Annotated in this window: 17 protein-coding genes and 1 tRNA gene; 11 read left to right on the top strand and 7 right to left on the bottom strand. The window is 48.3% G+C overall.

The window, feature by feature from the left end; all coding sequences use genetic code 11:
* Positions 1–2: 2 nt before the first annotated feature.
* Both SCIP_RS05570 and SCIP_RS05565 read right to left on the bottom strand, forming a co-directional pair.
* The gene (locus SCIP_RS05570) at positions 3–1,196 is read right to left on the bottom strand and encodes an NADH:flavin oxidoreductase/NADH oxidase (protein WP_006293694.1); all 1,194 of its coding nucleotides are present in this window, start codon (positions 1,194–1,196) and stop codon (positions 3–5) included.
* Between the two features lie 110 nt (positions 1,197–1,306).
* Positions 1,307–1,966 carry a vitamin K epoxide reductase family protein gene (locus SCIP_RS05565; RefSeq protein ID WP_006293696.1) on the bottom strand — a complete coding sequence of 220 codons (660 nt, stop codon included), beginning with the start codon at positions 1,964–1,966 and terminating at the stop codon, positions 1,307–1,309.
* 89 nt (positions 1,967–2,055) lie between these two features.
* Here SCIP_RS05565 and SCIP_RS05560 point away from each other — a divergent pair, with 89 nt between their 5' ends.
* Positions 2,056–2,913 (top strand): PHP domain-containing protein, encoded by an 858-nt coding sequence (locus SCIP_RS05560; RefSeq protein WP_006293697.1) that lies wholly within the window; start codon positions 2,056–2,058, stop codon positions 2,911–2,913.
* 66 nt (positions 2,914–2,979) lie between these two features.
* Here SCIP_RS05560 and SCIP_RS05555 read toward each other — a convergent pair whose 3' ends face one another.
* On the bottom strand, positions 2,980–4,629 hold the full coding sequence (locus SCIP_RS05555) for an ATP-binding cassette domain-containing protein (RefSeq protein WP_006293698.1): 1,650 nt from the start codon (positions 4,627–4,629) through the stop codon (positions 2,980–2,982).
* A gap of 302 nt (positions 4,630–4,931) precedes the next feature.
* On the opposite strand from SCIP_RS05555, the gene SCIP_RS05550 reads away from it, so the two are divergent.
* From SCIP_RS05550 to SCIP_RS05525, 6 genes are all read left to right on the top strand, one after another.
* Entirely contained in the window at positions 4,932–5,942 is a 1,011-nt protein-coding gene (locus tag SCIP_RS05550; protein WP_040591316.1) for a LacI family DNA-binding transcriptional regulator, read from the top strand.
* A 156-nt stretch (positions 5,943–6,098) separates the two neighbouring features.
* Positions 6,099–7,586, top strand: a complete 1,488-nt coding sequence (locus SCIP_RS05545) for a sugar ABC transporter ATP-binding protein (protein ID WP_006293700.1) — start codon at positions 6,099–6,101, stop codon at positions 7,584–7,586.
* A gap of 43 nt (positions 7,587–7,629) precedes the next feature.
* Positions 7,630–8,586 (top strand): ABC transporter permease, encoded by a 957-nt coding sequence (locus SCIP_RS05540; RefSeq protein ID WP_040591474.1) that lies wholly within the window; start codon positions 7,630–7,632, stop codon positions 8,584–8,586.
* Between the two features lie 145 nt (positions 8,587–8,731).
* Positions 8,732–9,676, top strand: coding sequence for a D-ribose ABC transporter substrate-binding protein (locus SCIP_RS05535; RefSeq protein WP_040591318.1), 945 nt, complete (start codon positions 8,732–8,734; stop codon positions 9,674–9,676).
* 126 nt (positions 9,677–9,802) lie between these two features.
* Positions 9,803–10,198, top strand: coding sequence for a D-ribose pyranase (rbsD, locus tag SCIP_RS05530; RefSeq protein ID WP_006293701.1), 396 nt, complete (start codon positions 9,803–9,805; stop codon positions 10,196–10,198).
* A 32-nt stretch (positions 10,199–10,230) separates the two neighbouring features.
* Positions 10,231–11,262, top strand: coding sequence for a ribokinase (locus SCIP_RS05525; protein WP_006293702.1), 1,032 nt, complete (start codon positions 10,231–10,233; stop codon positions 11,260–11,262).
* On the opposite strand, the gene SCIP_RS05520 is transcribed toward SCIP_RS05525, so the two are convergent.
* Together SCIP_RS05520 and SCIP_RS05515 are read right to left on the bottom strand one after the other, a co-directional pair.
* Positions 11,259–11,486, bottom strand: coding sequence for a DUF3107 domain-containing protein (locus SCIP_RS05520; protein WP_006293703.1), 228 nt, complete (start codon positions 11,484–11,486; stop codon positions 11,259–11,261). The genes SCIP_RS05525 and SCIP_RS05520 overlap by 4 nt on opposite strands.
* 55 nt (positions 11,487–11,541) lie before the next feature.
* The gene (locus SCIP_RS05515) at positions 11,542–13,293 is read right to left on the bottom strand and encodes a phosphotransferase (RefSeq protein ID WP_006293704.1); all 1,752 of its coding nucleotides are present in this window, start codon (positions 13,291–13,293) and stop codon (positions 11,542–11,544) included.
* Positions 13,294–13,450: 157 nt separating this feature from the next.
* Here SCIP_RS05515 and SCIP_RS05510 point away from each other — a divergent pair, with 157 nt between their 5' ends.
* On the top strand, positions 13,451–14,926 hold the full coding sequence (locus SCIP_RS05510; RefSeq protein ID WP_040591320.1) for an ATP-dependent helicase: 1,476 nt from the start codon (positions 13,451–13,453) through the stop codon (positions 14,924–14,926).
* Positions 14,927–14,971: 45 nt separating this feature from the next.
* On the opposite strand, the gene SCIP_RS05505 is transcribed toward SCIP_RS05510, so the two are convergent.
* On the bottom strand, positions 14,972–16,819 hold the full coding sequence (locus tag SCIP_RS05505) for a zinc-dependent metalloprotease (protein ID WP_006293706.1): 1,848 nt from the start codon (positions 16,817–16,819) through the stop codon (positions 14,972–14,974).
* 390 nt (positions 16,820–17,209) lie between these two features.
* On the opposite strand from SCIP_RS05505, the gene SCIP_RS05500 reads away from it, so the two are divergent.
* On the top strand, positions 17,210–18,136 hold the full coding sequence (locus tag SCIP_RS05500) for a S16 family serine protease (protein WP_231288057.1): 927 nt from the start codon (positions 17,210–17,212) through the stop codon (positions 18,134–18,136).
* Positions 18,137–18,333: 197 nt separating this feature from the next.
* On the top strand, positions 18,334–18,768 hold the full coding sequence (locus tag SCIP_RS05495; protein WP_048349274.1) for a DUF3052 domain-containing protein: 435 nt from the start codon (positions 18,334–18,336) through the stop codon (positions 18,766–18,768).
* Positions 18,769–19,475: 707 nt separating this feature from the next.
* Here the strand turns inward: SCIP_RS05495 and SCIP_RS05490 are convergent.
* Positions 19,476–19,549 (bottom strand) — tRNA-Val (locus SCIP_RS05490).
* A gap of 161 nt (positions 19,550–19,710) precedes the next feature.
* On the opposite strand from SCIP_RS05490, the gene SCIP_RS05485 reads away from it, so the two are divergent.
* Entirely contained in the window at positions 19,711–20,973 is a 1,263-nt protein-coding gene (locus SCIP_RS05485) for a DivIVA domain-containing protein (RefSeq protein WP_006293709.1), read from the top strand.
* The last annotated feature ends 4 nt before the right edge of the window (positions 20,974–20,977 follow it).

Genomic DNA, 20,977 nt, shown 5'->3' with positions numbered 1-20,977 from the left:
AATTATCTCCTGGTACCGTAGGCTCCCCGCACATATTGAACCGGGTAGGGGGCTTGATGCTTATCTAAGCCTAACTTAGCTGCCGCCCGTAGAGGCCAGTATGGATCTCTGAGGGCGGCCCGGCCGATTTCCACCACATCAGCCCTGCCCTCTTCCAAAATTTTTTCGGCCTGCTTTGGCTTGGTAATCAGACCTACTGTTGTTACAGGCAAGTCGGCTTTGGATCTGATTTCCTGGGCAAAGGGTACCTGATAGTTTGGCCGGGAGGGAATGGTGACACCGGAAATCATCCCACCAGTCGAAACGTCGATCATATCTATCCCATGCTTTTTCAGGGCTTTAGCCAGTTCAACACTCTGGTAAATGTCCCAGCCGCCTTCGGCCCAATCGGTTGCTGAAATTCGCATGATCACCGGCAAATCATCCGGCCACACTCCTCGAACTGCATCGGCCACTTCCAAGGCAAAACGGATTCGATTGGTAAAGCTTCCTCCATATTCATCAGTTCTGTTGTTAATTAAAGGATCCAGGAACTGGGAAATCAGATAACCATGGGCCCCGTGAATTTCTACCATATCGAATCCAGCGGTTCGGGCGCGTAAGGCTGCATTTTTGAAAGCATCCACTATCTGTTGGATTTCTTGGGTAGACAAGCCCCGGGATGGGGCAAAATTATTATTGTACGGGGTATCGGTGGCGCCAACGGTCTGCCAGCCGCCTGCTTCAGGTGGAACGGAAGCATTGATGTATCCCAAACCAGAGCAGCCAGATGAGCCCTTCCTGCCAGCGTGATTCAACTGAATGGCGGGAATAGCGCCGGACTGCTTGATTCCGTCCACAATCCAAGACCAGGCTCCAATCTGATCATCGTTCCACAAACCCAGGTCATAAGGTGAAATGCGTCCTTCAGGACTGACCGCGGTTGCTTCTGTAAGAATAGCTCCAAATCCTCCCAGGGCCCTGGAAACATAATGCTGGTAATGGAAGGAGGTGGGCTTTCCGTCCTGGGCAAAGGCAGAGTACATGTCCATGGGAGGCAGCCAGATCCTGTTGCGGAAAGTGACGGACCGTAGGGTCAGCGGTTCAAAAAGGAGAGGGGAAGAGGAGGCAGCAGACTGATTCCCTTGTTTTTTGACTTTGTGAGCGGAGTCCTGTGTTTTCTGGGTAGTATTGTTTTTCTTTTTATTTTTTGCCATTATATCCTCCTAATGTATCCTCCTGGGCTATGTACACCTCCATCATACATTTTTTAAGGGAGAAAGGAAGGATTTTTAGGGAGAAAGGAAGAAGGCTTAAAAATAAAGTTTTAGCCAAAAATTGCTGATCCATCCCGGAGGAGAATGAGAGATATAAGAACGATAATCCACACCGCATCAACCAGAAGATCAATATTCAGGCGATAGTAAGTTTTTAACTTTGCTGCCAAGAATCCTTGGGAGGGTAGATTTTGAACAGTGACAGTAGCATGAGAACAGGTCATAAACTGAATGGTAGTGGCAAACATGAGCCCTAGACACCAGGGGCAGAGGGCGTTAATCACATAGAGTGACTGAGTGAAAAGCCAGTAGGAGTAAAGCAGGGCTGCTGCGCTGCCCAACCAGGTGCAGAGGGCAAACCACCGGGGCATTACCATGCGCGAAAGGCCAATGACGGCAACGGTCACAAATACAGACTCGGCTGCGATTCCAAAGAAAGCGTTGGGGAAGCTGAGCCCTGCCAGAGAGATAAATTCCGATTGCCAGCTCTGGGCAACAGTTGAACAGGAGACCTTTGCATTAAGATCGCATGACAAGGTCTGCCCGGGGTGACGAGCCATTTGCAGGGTTTCTGCGCTGAGGGCAAAAGAGACTATCAAGGCGGCCAGGGAAGCCAGGAGCATAAGCAGATAGGTCCATACTGGTCCCTGACGGCCTCTGACAGGAGACGGCTCGGTTTCCCTTGTTCTTTTTCCCAAATCTGCTACCATATTTCCCCTTTGATATGAATTTTCAGCAAGTATCGCCTGTTTTGTGTGACGGCCTGCTCTTATTCTCCATACTAGCTTAAAATAATTATATGACTCAACATGAGTGGGATCTTCATTGTCATACTGTTTATTCTGATGGAACTTGCACTCCGCAGGAGTTGATAAGTCAGGCCCAGCAGAAAGGGCTGGCTGGAGTAGCAATTACTGATCATGATACGACTTCCAGTTGGCAGCCGGCCAAGGCTGCATCTTTGTCGGACAAGTACCCCCTGATTCGGGGAACAGAAATTACGGCAGAAGCAGGGAAAACTAGTGTTCACGTTCTGGCTTACCTCTATGACTGTGAAGATAAGGCCGCTCTGGAGCTTTTTGCCCGCACCCGGCAGGCTCGATTGGAAAGAACCCATGAGATGGTTGACCGGATTTCGCGTGATTATCCCATTAGTTGGGAGAGTGTTCAGGCCCAGGTCAAAAATGGGGCTGAGACCACTATTGGTCGTCCTCATATTGCCGATGCTCTGGTTGCCGCTGGCGTCTATCCTGATCGATCTTCTGCCTTTGCCGGCATTATTAATGCTCGCAGTCCTTACTACATTCCGGTTTATTCTCCGGATGTAGACACGGTTGTGTCTACCATGAAAGCTGCCGGCGGTGTGGTCGTTATCGCCCATCCAGGGGCAGTATCCCGTAACCGGGTTCTCCTGTCCGATGCAGCAATCAAACATCTCACCGATTTGGGTCTGGATGGTCTGGAAGTATGGCATAGGGACAATCCGCCTGATCAGAAGGGCAGATTGATGGCTCTGGCTCGACGTCTGGAACTACTGATTACCGGGGGATCTGACTGGCATGGAGCAGGCAAGCCCAATCGTTTGGGGGAGAATGTGACCGATCAGGGAACGGTAGAAGAAATTATCAGCCGCGGTAAAATCCGCTTGCTGCCCTGATGAGCTTTTTGCTCACAATTTACTACCTGTTATTATCTGTAAAATATTAGGTAATATTAGGTAATACTAGGCTTGCTCTGCCTTATCCAGCTCGATGACTCTGGTAAACATGGCCCTTTCCCTGTCTGAGATTTTGTGAGCAACCTCAATAACAGTTCCGGGAAAGCCGGTAAGAATAGTCTCGTGGATTTGCTGCGATAACTGGGGGTCGAGAGCCGATGTTGCCTCATCCGCGATGAGAATGGGGCGTTTCTCCACCAAGGCCCGGGCTATTTCTATTCTTTGATTCTGTCCTCCAGATAGGTTGCATCCATTGATACCTACCTTATAGTCCCAACCTTTATCCTGGACTAAATCAAGCAGACCTGCTTGACGGGCAATGGAAAGAAGTCTCTCTTCAGGGAGCTTTCTTCCCAGGGTAATGTTGTAAAGAATAGTGTCGTTAATAATAAACGGCTTTTGCTGTATAAAAGAGAAAAATCTATGGGCAGCCTGCCATTGTCCGTTCATCGTAACGCCATCTATAGTGTATGATCCCTGGTTCAGGGCATAGTTTCCAATCAGCACATTCAGCAAAGTCGATTTTCCCCAGCCAGATGGTGCTTCCAGCAGGATCTTCTCCCCAGCTGTAACAGTAAGATTAACATGCTGCAGGATTTGTTTTCCACCCAGCTGGATACCACCATCAGTAAGAGCCAAGGAGGAAAACGCAGCTGGTTCTTTCTGACTTCCATCCAGGGATGTATTTTTTCTTCCCTTGCCAGCTTTGTCGGTTTTCGTCAGTTTTCTTTGGAGTTGAAAGGATTTGCTTGCTGAAACAACCTGTGTCAATTTATTCCACATAGGGGCAGAGCTGCGGATATCATTTATCTGGCTAAAAATTGATACCACCGGGTTGATAAAGGTGTTCGCCAGCTGAGCGATCATCATGAATGTTCCCAGAGTAATATTCCCCTGGGTAACAAAATAAATACCGACGCCAAAAGGAATAATCATACTGCACACATAAGCTACTGCTTTGGTAACTTCTGAAGCGGTTTCCTTCATACAATTCGTTCTCTTTAAGGCCTGTTCCATCAGTCGGGCAGCCTGCCCCAGCCGGGAGATTAAGGCAAATTCAGTATCATATAGACGAGCAATGGCAGCTCCCGATACTGTATCGGTCACGGTTTCTGTATATTTTCTGTTCTCACTTTCCCAGGCTGATGATTCCTTTTCAATGCGCGGCCCGAAAATATTTTGCAGTACTCCTGGAACTAAAGAGAGCACAAGAAAAATAAGGGAAAGAACAACAGATCCCAGAAATGCTGAAATGATTGCGGCGAGGAATTGGATAGCATTGAAAATGATGTCAAGTTCAGACGTAACCCTGTTTATCTCTATTTGCTTGAGATCATTCGTCATGAATGACACATTCAGGCCGAGGTCATTGTGCTGCGATCGAACCAGATAGTCTGCACTTATATCTTTTATACGAATATTAACCGTAGCAATAATATCAGCTTTACAATATTGATAAGCAATTCCAATTCCGCCAAAAATAAGCAAACCCAGTACTGCGAAACCGGTCAGAGTCAGCAGGCTTCCCCGCGGTTTTTGTGCAAAATCAATAAATTGCTGAAAGATAAAGGCTACAAAAACAACCTGCAGGGATTCCGCCAGTGAAAGCAGAAGATACAAGCCAATCTTCCAGGGTGATGCATAACGTAATGCCATATCTCCTCCTCAGAATGAAGTACTACTATAGCATATCGATAAATAAGTTTGTATACATACTATCGAACAGGCTTGACTTGACAAATTCATTTTTTTGTTTTATGATTGCGGTAACGTTTCCGCATTGATATTATAGGAGATATAATATCGAAGCGATAACGTTTGCACATTATGCTTCTTCAGAGATGAAGATCAGCATAAGCAGGAAAAGTCACAACCAGACGGAACACAATAGAAACAACGGAAAACATAGTATCGAAAGACTGGGTTGCCTTTCGTGATACATTATGAAAGGGGGTGTGATGGCATACGTAACGATTCGCGATATAGCGCTGCGGTCAGGCACATCGGTTTCCACCGTGTCTCGTGCCTTGAACAATACTGGCAGGATTGCACCGGTGACCAAAAGCCGTATCGAGAAAGCAGCCAGAGAGCTGGGATACATTCCTGATTCTCGAGCTAAAGCTATGAGGTCAACAAAAACAGGCCTGGCTGGCCTGCTGGTACCGGATATCCGCAACCCTTACTTCGCAGATCTTGCGTATGCAATTCAAGACACACTGTTTAATGCAGGTTATTGCACGTCAATTGGCACTTCTTCAGAAGACAGTGCCCAGCAGGATGCCTACATTGTAAGCATGCTGTCACAGCATATTGACGGAATGATCATTGTTCCCAGGGGCGGCAGAACAGCCGCCTTGGAGTCGCTGGTAACCATGGAGATTCCTACAGTTTTTGTAGACAGGCACGTGAGCGGAATGCCCCAAATTCCTGTGGTGGATTCCGATCCTCTTCCTGGCCTTCAGGCAGCCCTTGGCGACTTTCAGGCGCATGGATATAAGAAAATTGGATATATATCCGGCCCTATTCTGGATTCGCCAACCCTGCAGGAAAGGGAGTATACCTTCCGCACTCTTGCCGGGGCTCTCTTTGGCGAGGAAAACGTGTTCGTAGAATCAACCAGCTTCAGCCACACCTCCTGCTTACCGGTTTTGCGCCGGATGAGACAGTCAGGGGTGAATGCTTTTATTTTTGGGTATTCGCAGGATGCTATTCAGGCTATATCTATCTTCGGGAGCCAAGGGGCAACTATCGGCGGCGATATTTCCCTGGTCTCTTTTGATGATCTGGAACTTTTCCAGCTGCTGACCCCCAAAATTTCGGTTGTTTCTCAGCAGGTTCAAAAAATTGGTTCTTTAGGGGCACAGATTTTTCTGAACCTGGTGGAAGGAGGCGAGCAGCCTGACTCTCAGCGGGTTGAAACTGTATATTTTCCCCGCCAGTCAGTTGGCTGCGCCGCCCAGGACAAATAATTCCATACAATCATCATTCACTGTATGTGCAAATTCCTGCAATGTATTGCTGACATGTCACCATGCAGCAGGCAGACAGTTAATCAGCCAATAATCTGAATCTGCCTGCTGCTGCCATTGATGAGACAAGGGAAGTCTCAACAGAAAGCAGGAATAATGACATATATTTCTCTTAAGGGAGTGTCAAAAGTATTTGGAAGCACCACGGTTGTGGATAAGGTTTCCCTGACCGTGGAGCCGGGGCAGGTCCATGTGCTCCTGGGGGAGAACGGTGCCGGAAAATCAACCATTATTAAGATGATGAGCGGCATCTATCAGCCTGATGGCGGACGGATAGAAGTTAATGGTAAACCGACTGTTATCCCCGATGTAAATGCTGCACGAGGATTGGGGATTGCTGTTATCCATCAAGAGCTGAATCTGGTACCGGAACTATCCATCATGGAAAATCTTTTCCTAGGGCATCTGCCTCAAAAGGGAGGATTTATTGACCGGAAAACCATGAAGCAGCAAGCGCAAAAGGCTATCGAGCTGATTGGTCTTAGCGAAGATGTTACCCGTCCTATGGGCGAATTGGGTGTTGCCCGCCAGCAAATGGTGGAGATTGCCAAGGCCCTCATGCAAAATGCATCAGTCCTTATTTTGGACGAGCCTACAGCGGCTTTGACCCGCAAGGAATGTGAACAGCTTTTTTCTATCATGGATGAGCTGAAGAAGCGCAAAGTAGCCATGGTTTTTATTTCCCATCATCTTGATGAGATTCAGCGGGTGGGAGATGTAGTGACCGTTCTTCGTGACGGGCATTATGTGGACACGGTTCCTGCTGATACCCCTGAACCTGAACTGGTCAGGCTCATGGTTGGTAGGCATATTGAGAATCAGTATCCGCATACAAACCATGTTCCCGGAGATGTCCTTCTTAAAGTAGATGGGCTGACCCGCAATGGAGCTATGGACCATGTTACTTTTGAACTTCATGCTGGTGAAGTGGTTGGTCTTGCTGGTCTGGTCGGTGCGGGCCGTACTGAGGTAATTCGAGCAATTTTTGGTGCGGACACTTATGATTCCGGTTCTGTGCTAGTCAGAGGAAAGAAGCTTCCCAAGGCTGATATTTCCGCCAGTATTCGCTCTGGATTGGGCCTGGTACCGGAGGACCGGCGTACTCAAGGCCTGCTTTTGGAAGCATCGGTTGCCGATAATCTTGGTTTGGCAACACTTTTGCCGACTTCTCACTGGGGTTTTGCTGACCTAAAAGGTCAGCGTAAACGAGAGAATAAGGTGGCTGATCAGCTAAATATACGCATGACAACGATTGATCAGACCGTCGGTTCCCTGTCCGGGGGAAACCAACAGAAGGTTGTTTTTGGAAAATGGACTACAGCCCAGGTGAAAATTCTCCTTCTTGATGAACCTACAAGGGGAGTCGATGTGGGAGCCAGGGTGGAAATCTACCAGCTAATTGACGACGTTGTTGCCCAAGGTGGAGCTGTTCTCATGGCTTCCTCAGATTTACCTGAAGTTTTGGGAGTGTCAGATCGGATCCTGGTCATGAGCAATGGAAAGCTCAGCGGACAGATGCCAGCTCAGGAAGCCAGCCAGGAAAAAGTCATGGCTTTAGCCGTTTCTCATATGGATGAAGATTAGGAAAGGAAAGTCTAGTATGTCTTCAGTAACAAAAAATAAAAAAATGGTTTCGGCAGGGGCAGGTAATGTAGTCAAAGAATTTCTTGCCCGAAACGGGGCCCTGGTCGGTTTGATCCTGCTCTGCATTATCCTGGCTATATCAACCCCGGCCTTTCTGACCGGAGCCAACTTGCTCAATGTGGGAATTCAGGCATCGACCATAGCCATTCTGGCTTTTGGTGAAACCTTCGCCATTGTGTCTGCGGGTATTGATTTGTCTGTTGGAGCCGTTGCAGCCTTCTCCAGTATGGTTGTTGCATATACTGGTTCATCTATGGGACTGCCTGCCTGGCTGACCATTCTGATTGGTCTGGCTGCCGGCGCTGGTTTTGGAGCCTTATCCGGCATGGCCAATGCTTTTCTTAAACTTCCTTCCTTTATTGCTACCCTGGCAACTATGTCCATTGCTCGAGGCCTGACTCTGGTTATTTCCGATGGACGGCCCATCAACACCTCAGGTCTGGTCAATTTCTTTGGCAGTACTCTTGCTGGCATTCCCATTCCTATTATCACCATGATCGTCATGGGAATTGTGGCAGCAGTAATTCTCAATTTCACCAGCATGGGACGTTCCGTTTACGCGGTGGGTGGCAATATGGAAGCCTCGCGACTGTCTGGAATTCATGTCCACAAAACTCAGATTATGGTCTTTGTTCTTTCCGGTATTTTTGCTGCTGTTGCAGGTCTGGTAATTGCTGGCCGGTTGCACTCAGTGCAACCGCAGGCAGCCAATGGTTATGAGATGGATGCTATTGCTTCCACCGTGATTGGAGGTGCCTCTCTGTCTGGCGGAAAAGGAAAAATATCAGGAACTTTCGTTGGAGCAATTCTCTTGGCCGTTATTCGCAACGGGCTTAATATTCTCAATGTTTCTTCCTTCTGGCAGCAAGTGGTGATTGGTCTGGTAATTGCTGTTGCAGTCAGCATCGATACTATGCGCCGCAAGCAGGATATCCACTGAGAATATGCGGGAAATCGGAGGAAAAGATCAGGATCATAAATTCATTAATCACAGGAAGTACATATAAAGCGATCACTTTTAGCAATTGTTGCTAACTATCGCAGTGAGTAATCACTATCAATAATCATGAAAGAAAGGAACTATTATGATTACTTTAGGAATGAAAAAACTCATCCGTACCAGTTTGTCTTTGGTCTGTGCGATTGCTGTTGCCATAGGAGTCGGTGCTTGTGGGGCATCGTCATCATCGGGGTCAGATAAGGTAGCTATTCTCATCTCAACCCTGAATAATCCCTTCTTCGTTGATCTGCGGGATGGTGCACAGCAGGAGGCAAAGAAACTAGGCATTAATCTGCAGGTATCAGATGCTCAGAATGATTCTACTACCCAGCAGAATCAGGCCCAGAACGCCCAATCGCAGGGAGTGAAAGCTGTCATCATTAACCCGGTGGATTCTGATGCTGCCGCTCCTGCGGTTGCTTCTCTGTTAAGCTCATCTGTCCCAGTTATTAGTGTGGATAGATCGGTTACTGGGGAGGATGTAAATGCTCATATTGCTTCGGATAATGTAGCTGGAGGTGCACAGGCCGCCCGAGAGTTGGCTAAGGGTCTGGGAGACAAAGGTAAGGTTATTATTTTGCAAGGAACTCCAGGAGCTGCCTCTACCCGTGACCGCGGCAAGGGATTCAAGGACGAAATCAAAAAGCATCCTGGCATTAAGGTTGTAGCAGAGCAGACAGCCAACTTCGATCGTGCCGAAGCTTTGAATGTAACCTCCAATCTTCTGCAGTCGCATTCCGATGTTGCTGGAATATATGCAGAAAATGATGAAATGGCTCTTGGCGCCATTCAAGCTTTGGGGTCTCAGGCGGGCAAGAAGGTCAAGGTCTTCGGATTTGATGGCACTGCTGATGGTCTAAAGGCTGTGAAGAAGGGAACTTTAATGGGAACCATTGCTCAGCAGCCAAAAGAGTTAGGCAAGAGGGCAGTTGATGCTGCCTATAATCTGATTAAGGGGAAGAGGGTGCCCAAGATTCAGTCGATTGCTGTGAAGACGGTCATCAAAGATAATGTAGCCAAATTTGACTAAAACCTGTACGGATATCGCCGTCAGCTTCGTCCCGGCGCAGAGCTGAACCTGTCTGGCGGCGGTATTTTTATGCATACATTTATATAGTATTCTTATGTAAACTGAAAAGAAAGGATAGTACATATTGTGCTGACACATGGGATTTTGAATGCTCAGTTGGCTGCAGATCTGGCTGGGCTGCGTCATAAGGATCGTTTTGTTATCAGCGATTGCGGGCTGCCGGACCCCCCAGGCATCGAAGTTGTAGATCTGGCGCTGGTCTTTGGTGTTCCCCGCTTTGAGGATGTTCTAGATGCTTTGAAGGACAATCTTACTTTGGAAAGTGCTCTCATGGCTTGTGAAGTAGAAGGGCATGCTCCTGAACGCTGGGTCAGAGACCGGTTTGATCTTCCGGTTTCCTTTGTTCCTCACGACGGTCCTCATGGTTTCAAAGCGGCAGTCGAAGGGGTAAAATTTATTGTGAGAACAGGCGAAACAACTTCATTCGCGAACGTCATTTTCCAATGTGGTGTACCCTTTTAAGTGTGAAGATTTATTGAAGGTAAAGGATGACAATGGTTACTGCACAAGAGCACAGTCGTATCAAGGATCTTCTGGGCAGGATCGTCTCAGGCACCAGAAGAGTATGCGTCATGGGATCAGCCAATGTGGACTATACGGTGACCACAGAGGAGTTGCCGTTGCCGGGGCAGACCGTAAACGGCGGACCGCTGCAGATTCTTCCCGGAGGAAAATCAGCTAATCAGGCGGCCTCGGCTGGTCGTATAGGAGCCCGAGTTTCTATGCTGGGGATGGTCGGACAGGATGACAATGCAGATTTCCTGTTGCGAAAGCTATCTGAGGCACATGTTGATACCTCTCATATGGGTTCGGCCCCTGGGCCCAGTGGTTCTACTGTCATAACGGTAGACAGCCACGGGGAGAACACCATTGTCTATTCAGCCGGGTCCAATGCCCAGGTTTCCCCGGATTATGTCCAAGCCAACCAGTCGGTCCTGCAAGAGGCTGCAGTCCTAGGCCTGTGTCTAGAAAGTCCTCTGGAGGCAGTTATGGCCAGCGCAACAATCTGCCATAATCGGGGAATTCCTGTTTTGCTGAATGATTCGCCCTTTTTGGCAGATCTTCCCCGGGAACTGATTGGTCAAACCGATATTCTTTTAGTCAATGAGCATGAATTGGCAGATTTGCTTAGGATAGAACCGGAACTTGTAGCCGTTGACGAACAAGTCGCTGATGGTTTTGGCCGATTCCATGATCAATGGGAGCAAATCCGCAGCAGCCTGGCCGCTTTTGGGTACCAGACAGCTATTGTAACCTTGGGAAGCCATGGGGCAGTTGTTCTCAATGGCAGTCAGGCAACTTATATTCGTCCTGTTCATGTTCAGGCTGTGGATACTACTGGCTGCGGGGACAGCTTTATGGGCACTATTTTATCTGGGATTGCTGCTGGTCTGTCCTTAACCGACAGTGCCTATCTGGCTTCATATGTTGCTGCTTATGCTGCTACCGGGATTGGGGCGCAGGCCTCCTACGGCAGCAGCCAGCAGATTCTTAATTTTTATTTCCCTGTTACAGAGAAATCTTAGCCCAAAGCTCCAAAGCCAACTGGATGACTGGTTTCAGAACCGATGATCACATAGCCAATGGATTGCGAGGGAATAAGAAACTTGCGACCCTTGGAATCTTCCAATTCGACTGGCATGTCCTTGCTAGCTGCTTCCTTGATCTTTGCGGAGACCTCATCTGCACTGGCGTCTGTATCAAAAGTAACCGGCCGGGCAACATGCCTAATACCAATTTCAACGTCCATAATTCTCCTTTAGTTGGTGAGGATCGTTTCTCTCAGTGTAACCGTTGGGCTGTGCTTATTGCTTCTCTTCTTGCCTGTCTTCGCCTTCAGATGAGTTATTCTGATCCTCCTGGTAGGAAGCGAAAGTTTCAGTAGCGATATCATCAGGGTTGGTATCGATAGCAATAATCGGACCGCTGTCATTAGTGTCATCGTTCAGATCTGAATCGTATCCGTTTACATCCCTGAGCTTGGTATTGCTCTTTGGCTCTTGGTCAGGGGAAACATGTGGAAGGGTGATCGTTTCTTCCTTATCTGCGGCTGAAGTTGCATGCGGGTCAGCTGTCTGAGGAGAAGAAGCCTGATTGTCAGAGGACTGGTCAGGGGCAGCGAAGCTGAAATCTTCTGATTGAACCGGATCAGAATTCCAGGAGACAGGCTGGTAAGGAGTCTGCGAATGGCTAGGATCAGAGTTGCTGGGATTAGGAGCGGCCGGTGGCTGAAGAATTCGGTTGTAAGCTGGCTTGCGACCCTGCCCGTGCTTCGGTGGGAGGGCTTTGTGGCCGACAACCGTCTTATCGTCGTCGTAATCGAAATTATTATTCCCATCATGGGAATATAAATTCGCAGAAGAGGATTTTTTCGCTCTTTCCCGCCAGGATTCTGCCTGTTTTGCTTGTTCTGTCTGTTTTATCTGTTTTGCCTGTTGAGGATCTGCCTTATTGTTAGTGGTCTGATTATTGTTTATCTGCTGACCATCAGGCTTTTGACCATCAGACTTTTTATTCGTCTGTTGCCTGCCCATAGACTCTGAGCTTGAGTTGTTTAGCAGGTCTCCAACTGTCAGGGTAGAGGGGGTGGAAGAGTGCGAAGAAGAGGAGTTAAGTTGTGAAATCTGATGAGCCAGAGACTCCACCTGAGACTTAAAACGCATAATCTTCTGTGAGTCAGCCCTCTCCAGAGCCTTAATAAAATCTCCGACCTGAGACATTTGAACCCATAAGCCGGCTCTAAGCATAATCATATCGTCCATCCGATTGCCCATAATGCGGGCATAAGCAGATAGAACAAAATTTCGGCGTGCCGGGTCCAACTGGGTAAAAATCCAGGCCAGATCACGGGCTGGATCGTTTATCTGCATATCTTCCCAGTGGCGGATTCCTGAAATTCCCGTGCTGGTAAAGAGAATATCTCCGTCACTAAAGCCGCCGTGAACCGGGCAGGAGCGAAAATCCCACAGATTGTCATTGGAAATAATTGCATCCCAATTATCCAGGATTTCGGTAGGAATATGTCCTGCTGCGCGTAAATTTACAATCCACTGAAGGAGCTGTTGATGAATCTGAGCGGAAGGGTAGGCAGGGTAATGAGCATTGACAATGAACTTTCCTCGCAAACGGTGAACAGCGCCAATGCAGGTCCCGGCAGCGGCACATTGTGTCTCCGTTAAACGGGAAAGAGGGTGGGCGTCCCCATTAACATGGGGCATAATAAGCACAGCTGTTTTCCCTGTACTCCCTTCTGGATCGTCTCCGGATACAAATGTTTCCAAGTGGTCCAGCCGAAAACCCAGAGCAGAGGGTTCGTGAGTGTTGTCCAGCACATAAGCAGCCCTGGCGCGGGTTTTGAGGCGCTTCTTGCCTTCTTCGCTGTCGCTGATGCTGACATCGTATTCTTCGCCTGTGGTGTCGGTAATGATGGCGGTAACGATGTCATCCTTATCTCCGGACAGGGCAAACTGTTCTGAGCGACGGGTTGTCGCTACTGTCAGCGTGGGCATAGCAGCCGACGCGAGTGCTGCAATTTCAAAGCTGGAACGTTGACTCACGGTTCCACCTTAATACATGGGGGCTACGCATGGAATTATGGAGGCAACGATGCATTTGCGGCAGCAGTGTATCTGTGGAAACAACGCACCTAGTTGTGAATTGTTGTGGATAACATGCTTCATCATTCCCCGTCTTTGTGTGAGGGAAAATGGAGATATGACTCATGATCTCCTTCTGGATTTGGACGACGCCCAGCGCTCAGCTGCATCAGCAGTTGAAGGACCTGTGCGCATTATTGCCGGTGCGGGGGCAGGAAAAACCAGAACAATCATGCACCGCATTGCTTATGCCTGCCAGACCGGGGCCTGGGATCCGGAGAGATCCCTTGCGGTCACTTTTTCCACTAAGGCAGCCCAGGAGATGCAGTCCCGTCTTCAGGTTTTGGGGGTTGGTCAGGTTCATGCAGCTACTTTTCATTCTGCCGCCCTTCAGCAGCTCAGGTCTGTCTGGGATGATCTGAGTGAATCTCCCTTTCCTCAGGTTACAGATAATGCTAAAGACCTTGTTTTTCGCGCACTGGCAAGATCAACCGGGAGGGATTCGTATCAGGAATTGGAAGTTCAGGACGTTCAGGCTGAGATTGATTGGGCAAAGGTGGGCTTGATTGCTCCCTCGGATTACGGGCGTGCCTGTCGTCTTCTGGGCAGGGTCCCTCCCTTGGGAATGGATTGCATCCAGATGAAATCTGTTATGGAAGCCTATGAAGAAGAGAAGGCTTACCGAGGCCAGATTGATTTTAATGATATCCTCCTCCTTGTTTGTCATATATTGGATGAGGATTCTTCCTCCGCCCGGCAAATCCGCAGTCATATTGATTCTTTGACAGTGGATGAATATCAGGATGTTTCTCCTCTTCAGCATCGCTTGGTTCAATTATGGCTGAAAGATAACCGCAATATTTGTGTTGTGGGAGATCCGGCGCAAACTATCTATTCTTTTGCTGGGGCGACCAGCTATTACCTGATTAATTTTTCCCGGGAATTCAGTCCTGTGACTGCCGATATTCAGCTAGCAACTGACTATCGGTCGACCAGAAATATTGTAAAAGAGGCTAATAAAATCCTTAAACCTTCGCCGGTTCGGGACGATTATTTGTTCTTGGAATCAGCCCGAGACACAGGCAGAAGAATTAGCAAGAGGATGTACAGCTGTGATGATGAGGAATCCTGCAGTGTCGTCGAGAAAATTAAGCGTTTGATTCATAAGGGTGAAAAAGCAGAAGATATTGCCGTTTTAATGCGAATCAACAGCCAGGGTAAAATTCTGGCTCAATACTTGCAGAAAGCGAAAATTGCCTATCGGGTTCGGACAGAATCGGGCTGGGTCAGCCAGGCGGGGCACGATTCGATGATGAATGCAGACGGATCTGTAGGACAAATCAGTCTGTCGACAATTCATGCTTCCAAAGGCTTGGAATGGAAGCGAGTTTTCATCATAGGATGCAGTGAAGGGCTGATTCCCTTCTCCTCCAGCAAAAGCGATGATGCCCTGGAAGAGGAGCGCCGCCTGTTGTATGTAGGGATTACACGGGCTCAGGATAACCTGGAGATATCCTATGCGCAGGCGGCCCATCCTCAGGAAACTGGTGGGGTGGGAGGAAGTGTGAGACAGCCTAGTCGGTTCCTCCTATAGACTGTTTCACACTTTTCCTGGCTATTTTCCAGCTCTTATTGTCTCTTATTGTTGGGATTGTGAATCGTCGTCGCCCTCATGGTTTTCGTTATTTTCCGCGTCATCGTCGCTGCTTTTCTGCCCATCGCTGCCTGATTCATTATTAGCCTGATTGTTTTGTTTCTGGCTGTCGTTTTGCTTCTTGGCCTCGGAATCATCATCGGCTGCATCGATTGCATCGGCTGCTGATTTGCCCTCACTGGCCAAGAGCTTATCTAGCTCTGCATCCCAATCAATTCCACCTGAGATTTTCGGCTCATGCTTGCTGCCGGCAGGATTATTATCTTCTGCAGACATATCTTCTGCAGACATATCTGCAGATCCCTGGTGGTCAATCTTCGCTTCATCGCCTGATACAGATTCCTCTGCTGTAGATGCTGCGGATGCTGTAGATGAAGCGGCGGGCGGTGCGGAGGATGCGGATGAGACAGATGGTGCAGAGGATGTGGATGAAGCAGAACTAGACTGCAGCAGCTGTGATAAATCTTGATCAAGCTGTCGGGCTTCCTGGTTATCCTTGGCTGACGCTGCAGCCAGTGCATCCTCAGGCAAAGTGGGGAGCAGGTCGGGATGAGACCAACGGCCATCCCTTCCTTCCTGACCTTCTGCCAGAGTAATAGTCTCCCATAGCTCTGCTGCTTCCCTCATTTTCTTGGGTTTGAGCTGCAACCCTAAAAGAGTTTCAAAAGTTTCTTCAGCTGGTCCTCCCAAAGCCCGTTCCCGCCTTTGCATTTCCCGTAGCTGATTGAGGTGAGGTATATGAGCCATGCCGGCTCTCCAAACTATGGTATCTACCCACCCTTCAACCAGGGCCATCAGATTTTCCAAACTGTGCAGGGCTTCCCGCTGCTCGGGGGTATCGCTCATACCAACTTTGCTAAGGTCTACAGCTCCGGCGAGAGAATCCGGATTCATTTCTTCAGCCTGCCGCAGCTGCTCCTCCATGGCATCAAGATCTATTGTTATTCCCCTGGCGTATTTTCCGATCAGAGCATCAAACTGCGGCATCAGCCAGCTGACGGAAGCAAAGAGACGGGCGTGTGCCTGCTCCACCAAACTGAGATATTCCAGAACTTCGGTATAGCTTAAGTTCAGCTCTTGCGCATAATTCTCAATATTTTCCGGGATCATCGCTCCGGCAGGATTCGGCAGAAGGGCAATACCCTGATCAAAACCCCCCAAAATCTTGCTGGAAAGCTGGCCTCCAGCCCTGCCAAGCTGCATGGCATAGGTGGTATTCCCTAAAATCGTCATCAGCTTCTGTGGGTCTTTCAAATCATCGGGTATGGGCATAGGGATAGGTCCGGCGAACATCCCTGTGATTTCGCCGCCCATCATTCCTCCCAGGCGCTCGCTGAAAACAGATGCCATTGCTTGGTTCATGGATTTAGCTACAGGCGCTGCAAAATGGGCCCACCGGGGGAGGGCTTGGGAGACCCACTCATCTCTCGTTAAAACATCGACAGTTCCCGCCGGGGGATTGAATTCCATTATTGAATCCAGCCATAAATTTGCCTGAGAAACAGCGGAGCGAACCTGCTGTCCGGAGATAGCGCTGATTGATGAAATTTTTTGATTTTGCTGGGCCATTTTGTGAGCTATTGATGAAGCTAACTTAATGTTGATAGGACCCTGATCCAGCATGCTGTCAATGTCTTGCATGGTGCTCAGACCGCTGGTAGTAAAGGCATCCATCAGAGAATGAACTTCCTGGGGATCCGGCAGCCCTCCTGGCGCGCTCATCAGTTGCTCCCTGATTTCTGGTGGCAGTGATGATAGTTGCTGCCAGGCCATCTCTCCCTGCTCGGGGCCAAAAGATTCAATCATCCATTGGTGGAGTTCTTCTTCTGACATGGGTTTATTCCTTACCGCTAGTCCTTAAATCGTATTCTAAATTATTACCGTAATTCTAAATTATTACCGTATGCCTAAATTAGCGCAGTATTTATTGCAGTATGACCTTCGGATCAATTCCTGTGTGATCTGCTTGGCATCTCCTACCAATGTACCCCTGTCTGTCTCAAAAAACAAATCTTGAGTCATGTTGTATCAACTTTTGCGCTGAGGACTGATTCCACTCATTTTGCTTTAGCTCGATAGGGTTAGGCTGGTTATACTGTGACCGCTATAATAATGAATAGGTTGCTAATAGATCAACAAGACACAACAGGACTCATACGATCGGCAAAACACACGATTAACAAGACAACTTATTAACAAGACAAAGGGAATAGCAGGTTTTACATGAAACAGCGCAAACGAACAGATTCTTCAGGTGCCGATGATTATTCATCGATGAATTCGGCCTATCAAGCCGCTCAAACAGGAGCTGGGTCTTTCGCCACCCAAAAAGTCCATCCGGCATCTGTCTCCCCTCGCTGGCACAGGTGGATTAGTACGTTCACCATAGCGGTTTGCATCGTTCTGCTTTTCCTTCCTTATTCTGCTTATACCATAGAATTCCCTGGACCGACGGGCAATGTGCTCGGGACAGTGTCGTCAAAGACAAATGCCTCAGAAATGATCTCCATTAAAGGGGTTAAAACGTATAAAGATTCAGGGAAATTGCTGTTAACAACAGTTAGTGCGACTGGTGTTCCTGGATATCCGGCGACAAATGCTCAAGTAATCTGGGCCTGGTTTGCGAAAAATACTATTGTAGTACCGCAGGAAGTTGAATACCCTGTTAATCAAAGTCCTCAGGATTATAAGAAAGAATCCACCAGGCAGATGAGTCAGGCACAATCTTCTGCACAGAATCAGGCAGTGGCGTTCTTGACAAAAAGAGGATACAAGGTCAGTAAAGCCCGCATCTCCATGAATGTAGACAACATTGGCGGCCCCTCGGCTGGCATGATGTATACCCTGGGGGCAATTGATAAAATGACTGCCGCCAACGAAACCGGAGGGAAAACCATCGCTGGTACCGGTACCATGGAAAAGGATGGAAAAATTGGACCGATTGGCGGAATTCGGCTGAAAATGGTTGGAGCTGTCAGGGATGGAGCGCAATGGTTCATTGCTCCCAGGAGCAACTGTAATGAGGTGGTGGGTAACATCCCAGCCGGTCTTCATGTGGTTGCGGTTTCCAACCTCGATCAGGCTTACAAGGCTCTGGTGGTTATTGGCAGCGGGCGCGGGTCTTCCCTTCCGGTCTGTAAAATTCGCTGACTGTCTTATCCTCGCTGCTGCCGCCTGCACAAGGCTGTTGCCTATGCATATTTCATGCATATCTTGTGCATACCTCGTATATATATCGTGCATACTCGCACGTATCTCAGTTTCCACATGCCGTTGATCTACGGGTAAAAAATTCTAAATCTAGGCTTAAGCGAGATTGGTATTCTCATTTTTCCATTATTGCTGATATGCTGAAAAACGTGTCCGATACGACTAATACAGATAATGTTGCAATGGAGTTAGGTTTTCAGCCCGGGGACGTGGTCCAGGAGTGGCTGTGGGATGATGATGTGGATGATTCCATCCGTGAGTCCATTGAGGAATTAACCGGTGAAGACCTGGTTGATGAAGAGTATGACTCCAGCGTTGATGGCGTTATCATCTGGTGGCGTGATGGCGATGCTGAGGATGAGTTGTCTGATACGATCATGGACGCAGGCGGCCTCCTTGAAGGGGATGGGCCGTTCTGGGTAATTACTCCCAAACCCGGTCGTGATGGCCAGGCAGGTTCCAATACGGTTCAAAATGCTGCTAAAGGCGCTGGCATGAATGCCGGTACGCCTGTTACTCTTAGCAACGATTGGAACGGGATTCAGCTGCGGGCGTTTGGTCACGGCCACTGATTCAATTTTCTTCTGGTTTGATTTTCTTCTGACCAATCCTCTACTGATTCTGAGCCTCAATTAGGTGTTTTTTGTCTAAAGGGGTTAAGTGTGTGTTTTCTTAATCGTGAGTGCGTGGCTTTTTGATTCAGCGAACTTTCTCTCCTCACCCAAAGCGCAGATAGGTGTGCTGCTTTCTACTCTTTGCTTGCTAGCCCTTTTTATATCTTCGAGTTGGGTGAGTGGGTGTTTTCCCTTCATTTTTCTTTTTAATTATTTATTGTTTATTGACTTGGTTTTGATCGACTTTTTACAGTCTCAATCTGCATTAGGCCTTCTACATTAGGTCTATTTCCGTCCTCACCCAATTGGCAGATAGGTGTGAACCCTGGTGTGTGGCGACTTATTTCTTTTCTCTCCTCACCCAAAGCGCAGATAGGAGATTGATGGCTTTGTTGTAGCAGGAAGGTTTTTTGTATCTTCGAGTTGGGTGAGTGAGGTGACTCTTGTCAAGCATTGGAACGATATCTTGATGTGTAACGATGTATTGGGGTTTGATGTCGCCTCAACAAGCAGGGAACGATAACTTTCTGTGGGTTTGTGGGCAAAATATGGGAATACGCCTGATGATGGTTTTTCATTAACCGATGTGAGGGGACTTTATTTATATATTGATGTTTAGGACGACCAATGCATACACCGACTAGTGCTTACACCGTTGATAATCGTGGGCGATGAGGGACTCGAACCCCCGACATCCACCGTGTAAAGGTGGCGCTCTAGCCAACTGAGCTAATCGCCCGACTTTCCACATGCTACAGCAGTACACAGACGAAGAGAGAATTTCGTGGTTGTTCCGTGTATAAATGGCGTAAATTTAGCGGCAGCGGTTGAAAAGTTTGTACCTTAGGAACAGAATCATTTTATTCTCACGCAGTTCTCGTTTTATTGGGGAGGATTTTCATGGCTAATGAGGGACGGGCAAAAGGGACACAACTTCCTCTAGCTCCGAAGAAAAAATGGGGCTATGATGTGGAGCAGGTGGATGAGTTCCTGCAGCGTGCTCATCAGCTATACGATGCTCCTCAGCCGCAGCTGAAGCAGGAAGACATTCAAAATGTTCTTTTTACTCTGGTTCGCGGTGGTTATGATATTGATGCCGTAGATAGGGCTCTGCTTCGGTTGGAACAGGCGGCTGTCGATAAGCAGACTTCTTACGAAATCGCTGATGAAGGCAGGGTTGCCTGGAGGACTAAGACCATTCAGCTGGCTCAGACGCTGATGCCCCGTGCAACCGCGGAAGACTCTCATCGCTTTGCAAGCGGCCGCGGCAAGGATCCGTCTTATGACCGCAAACAGGTGGATTCTTTCGTAGTAAATATCATGACCCGTATTTGTGATGAGTTGAGCATTGATTATGACCAGGCTGTAGAATCCAGTAATTTTGATTCTGATGAGGATTTCGTGCCTCGGTATGTATCTACTATTTTGTTCACTCAGCGCAAGGGGGCTAAGGGCTACGATGAGGGTCAGGTTGACATGTATCTGAACCGGGTTGCCCAGGTTGTGTCCCGGATTGTTGCCTTTGGCCGTCTTGAGGGGGTCACCGTCAAAGACGCCATGAGGACTGGAGGGAATAATCCCGCAGGTCAGGGTGAGCCGTATGCCCAGAATGCTGATTATAAGGGTCTCGCTTCCTTGGAGGAGTCACTTTTTGCAGGCCAAGACCAGAATCAGGGCCAGAACCAGTACCAGGGCCAGGATAATGTCGTAGAAGGCAGGGGTTCTAAAGATGATGGCCAGACCAATGAGGCAGGTACTGATCAGGAAAATGCCAAGCTGAATCCTTATGAGGGTGTTATGCCTGTCTCCTTCGCCCCAACTGGAGTTAGTCAGCGATTTCCACAAGAAAAGGAAAATCCTCAGAAAGCGGCACTATCTGAAAATTCCATAAATTTCGATGCTCAGGAAAGCTCTGTAGATTCTGGTGCACAGGATAATTTACATGATTCCCTCAATCAAGGTGAGAGCAACAACGAAGACAATCAGAATAATGATTACAAGCTTCCCGATTTGCTTTTCCCTGTCGCCTCGGACAATCAGGAAGTATTTGGCCAGGGGGGCTCCAGCCAGGAAGCCTCCATTCAGGAAAACTCCAGCCAGGAAAACTCCGGTCAGGAGAACTCCAGCCAGGAGGACTCCAGTCAGGCAGAGTCAGAAAATTAAAGAA

Origin of the sequence: Scardovia inopinata JCM 12537 (assembly GCF_001042695.1) — a bacterium.
Classification (GTDB): Bacteria; Actinomycetota; Actinomycetes; order Actinomycetales; family Bifidobacteriaceae; genus Scardovia; species Scardovia inopinata.
This window is presented reverse-complemented; position numbering and strand designations above follow the sequence as displayed.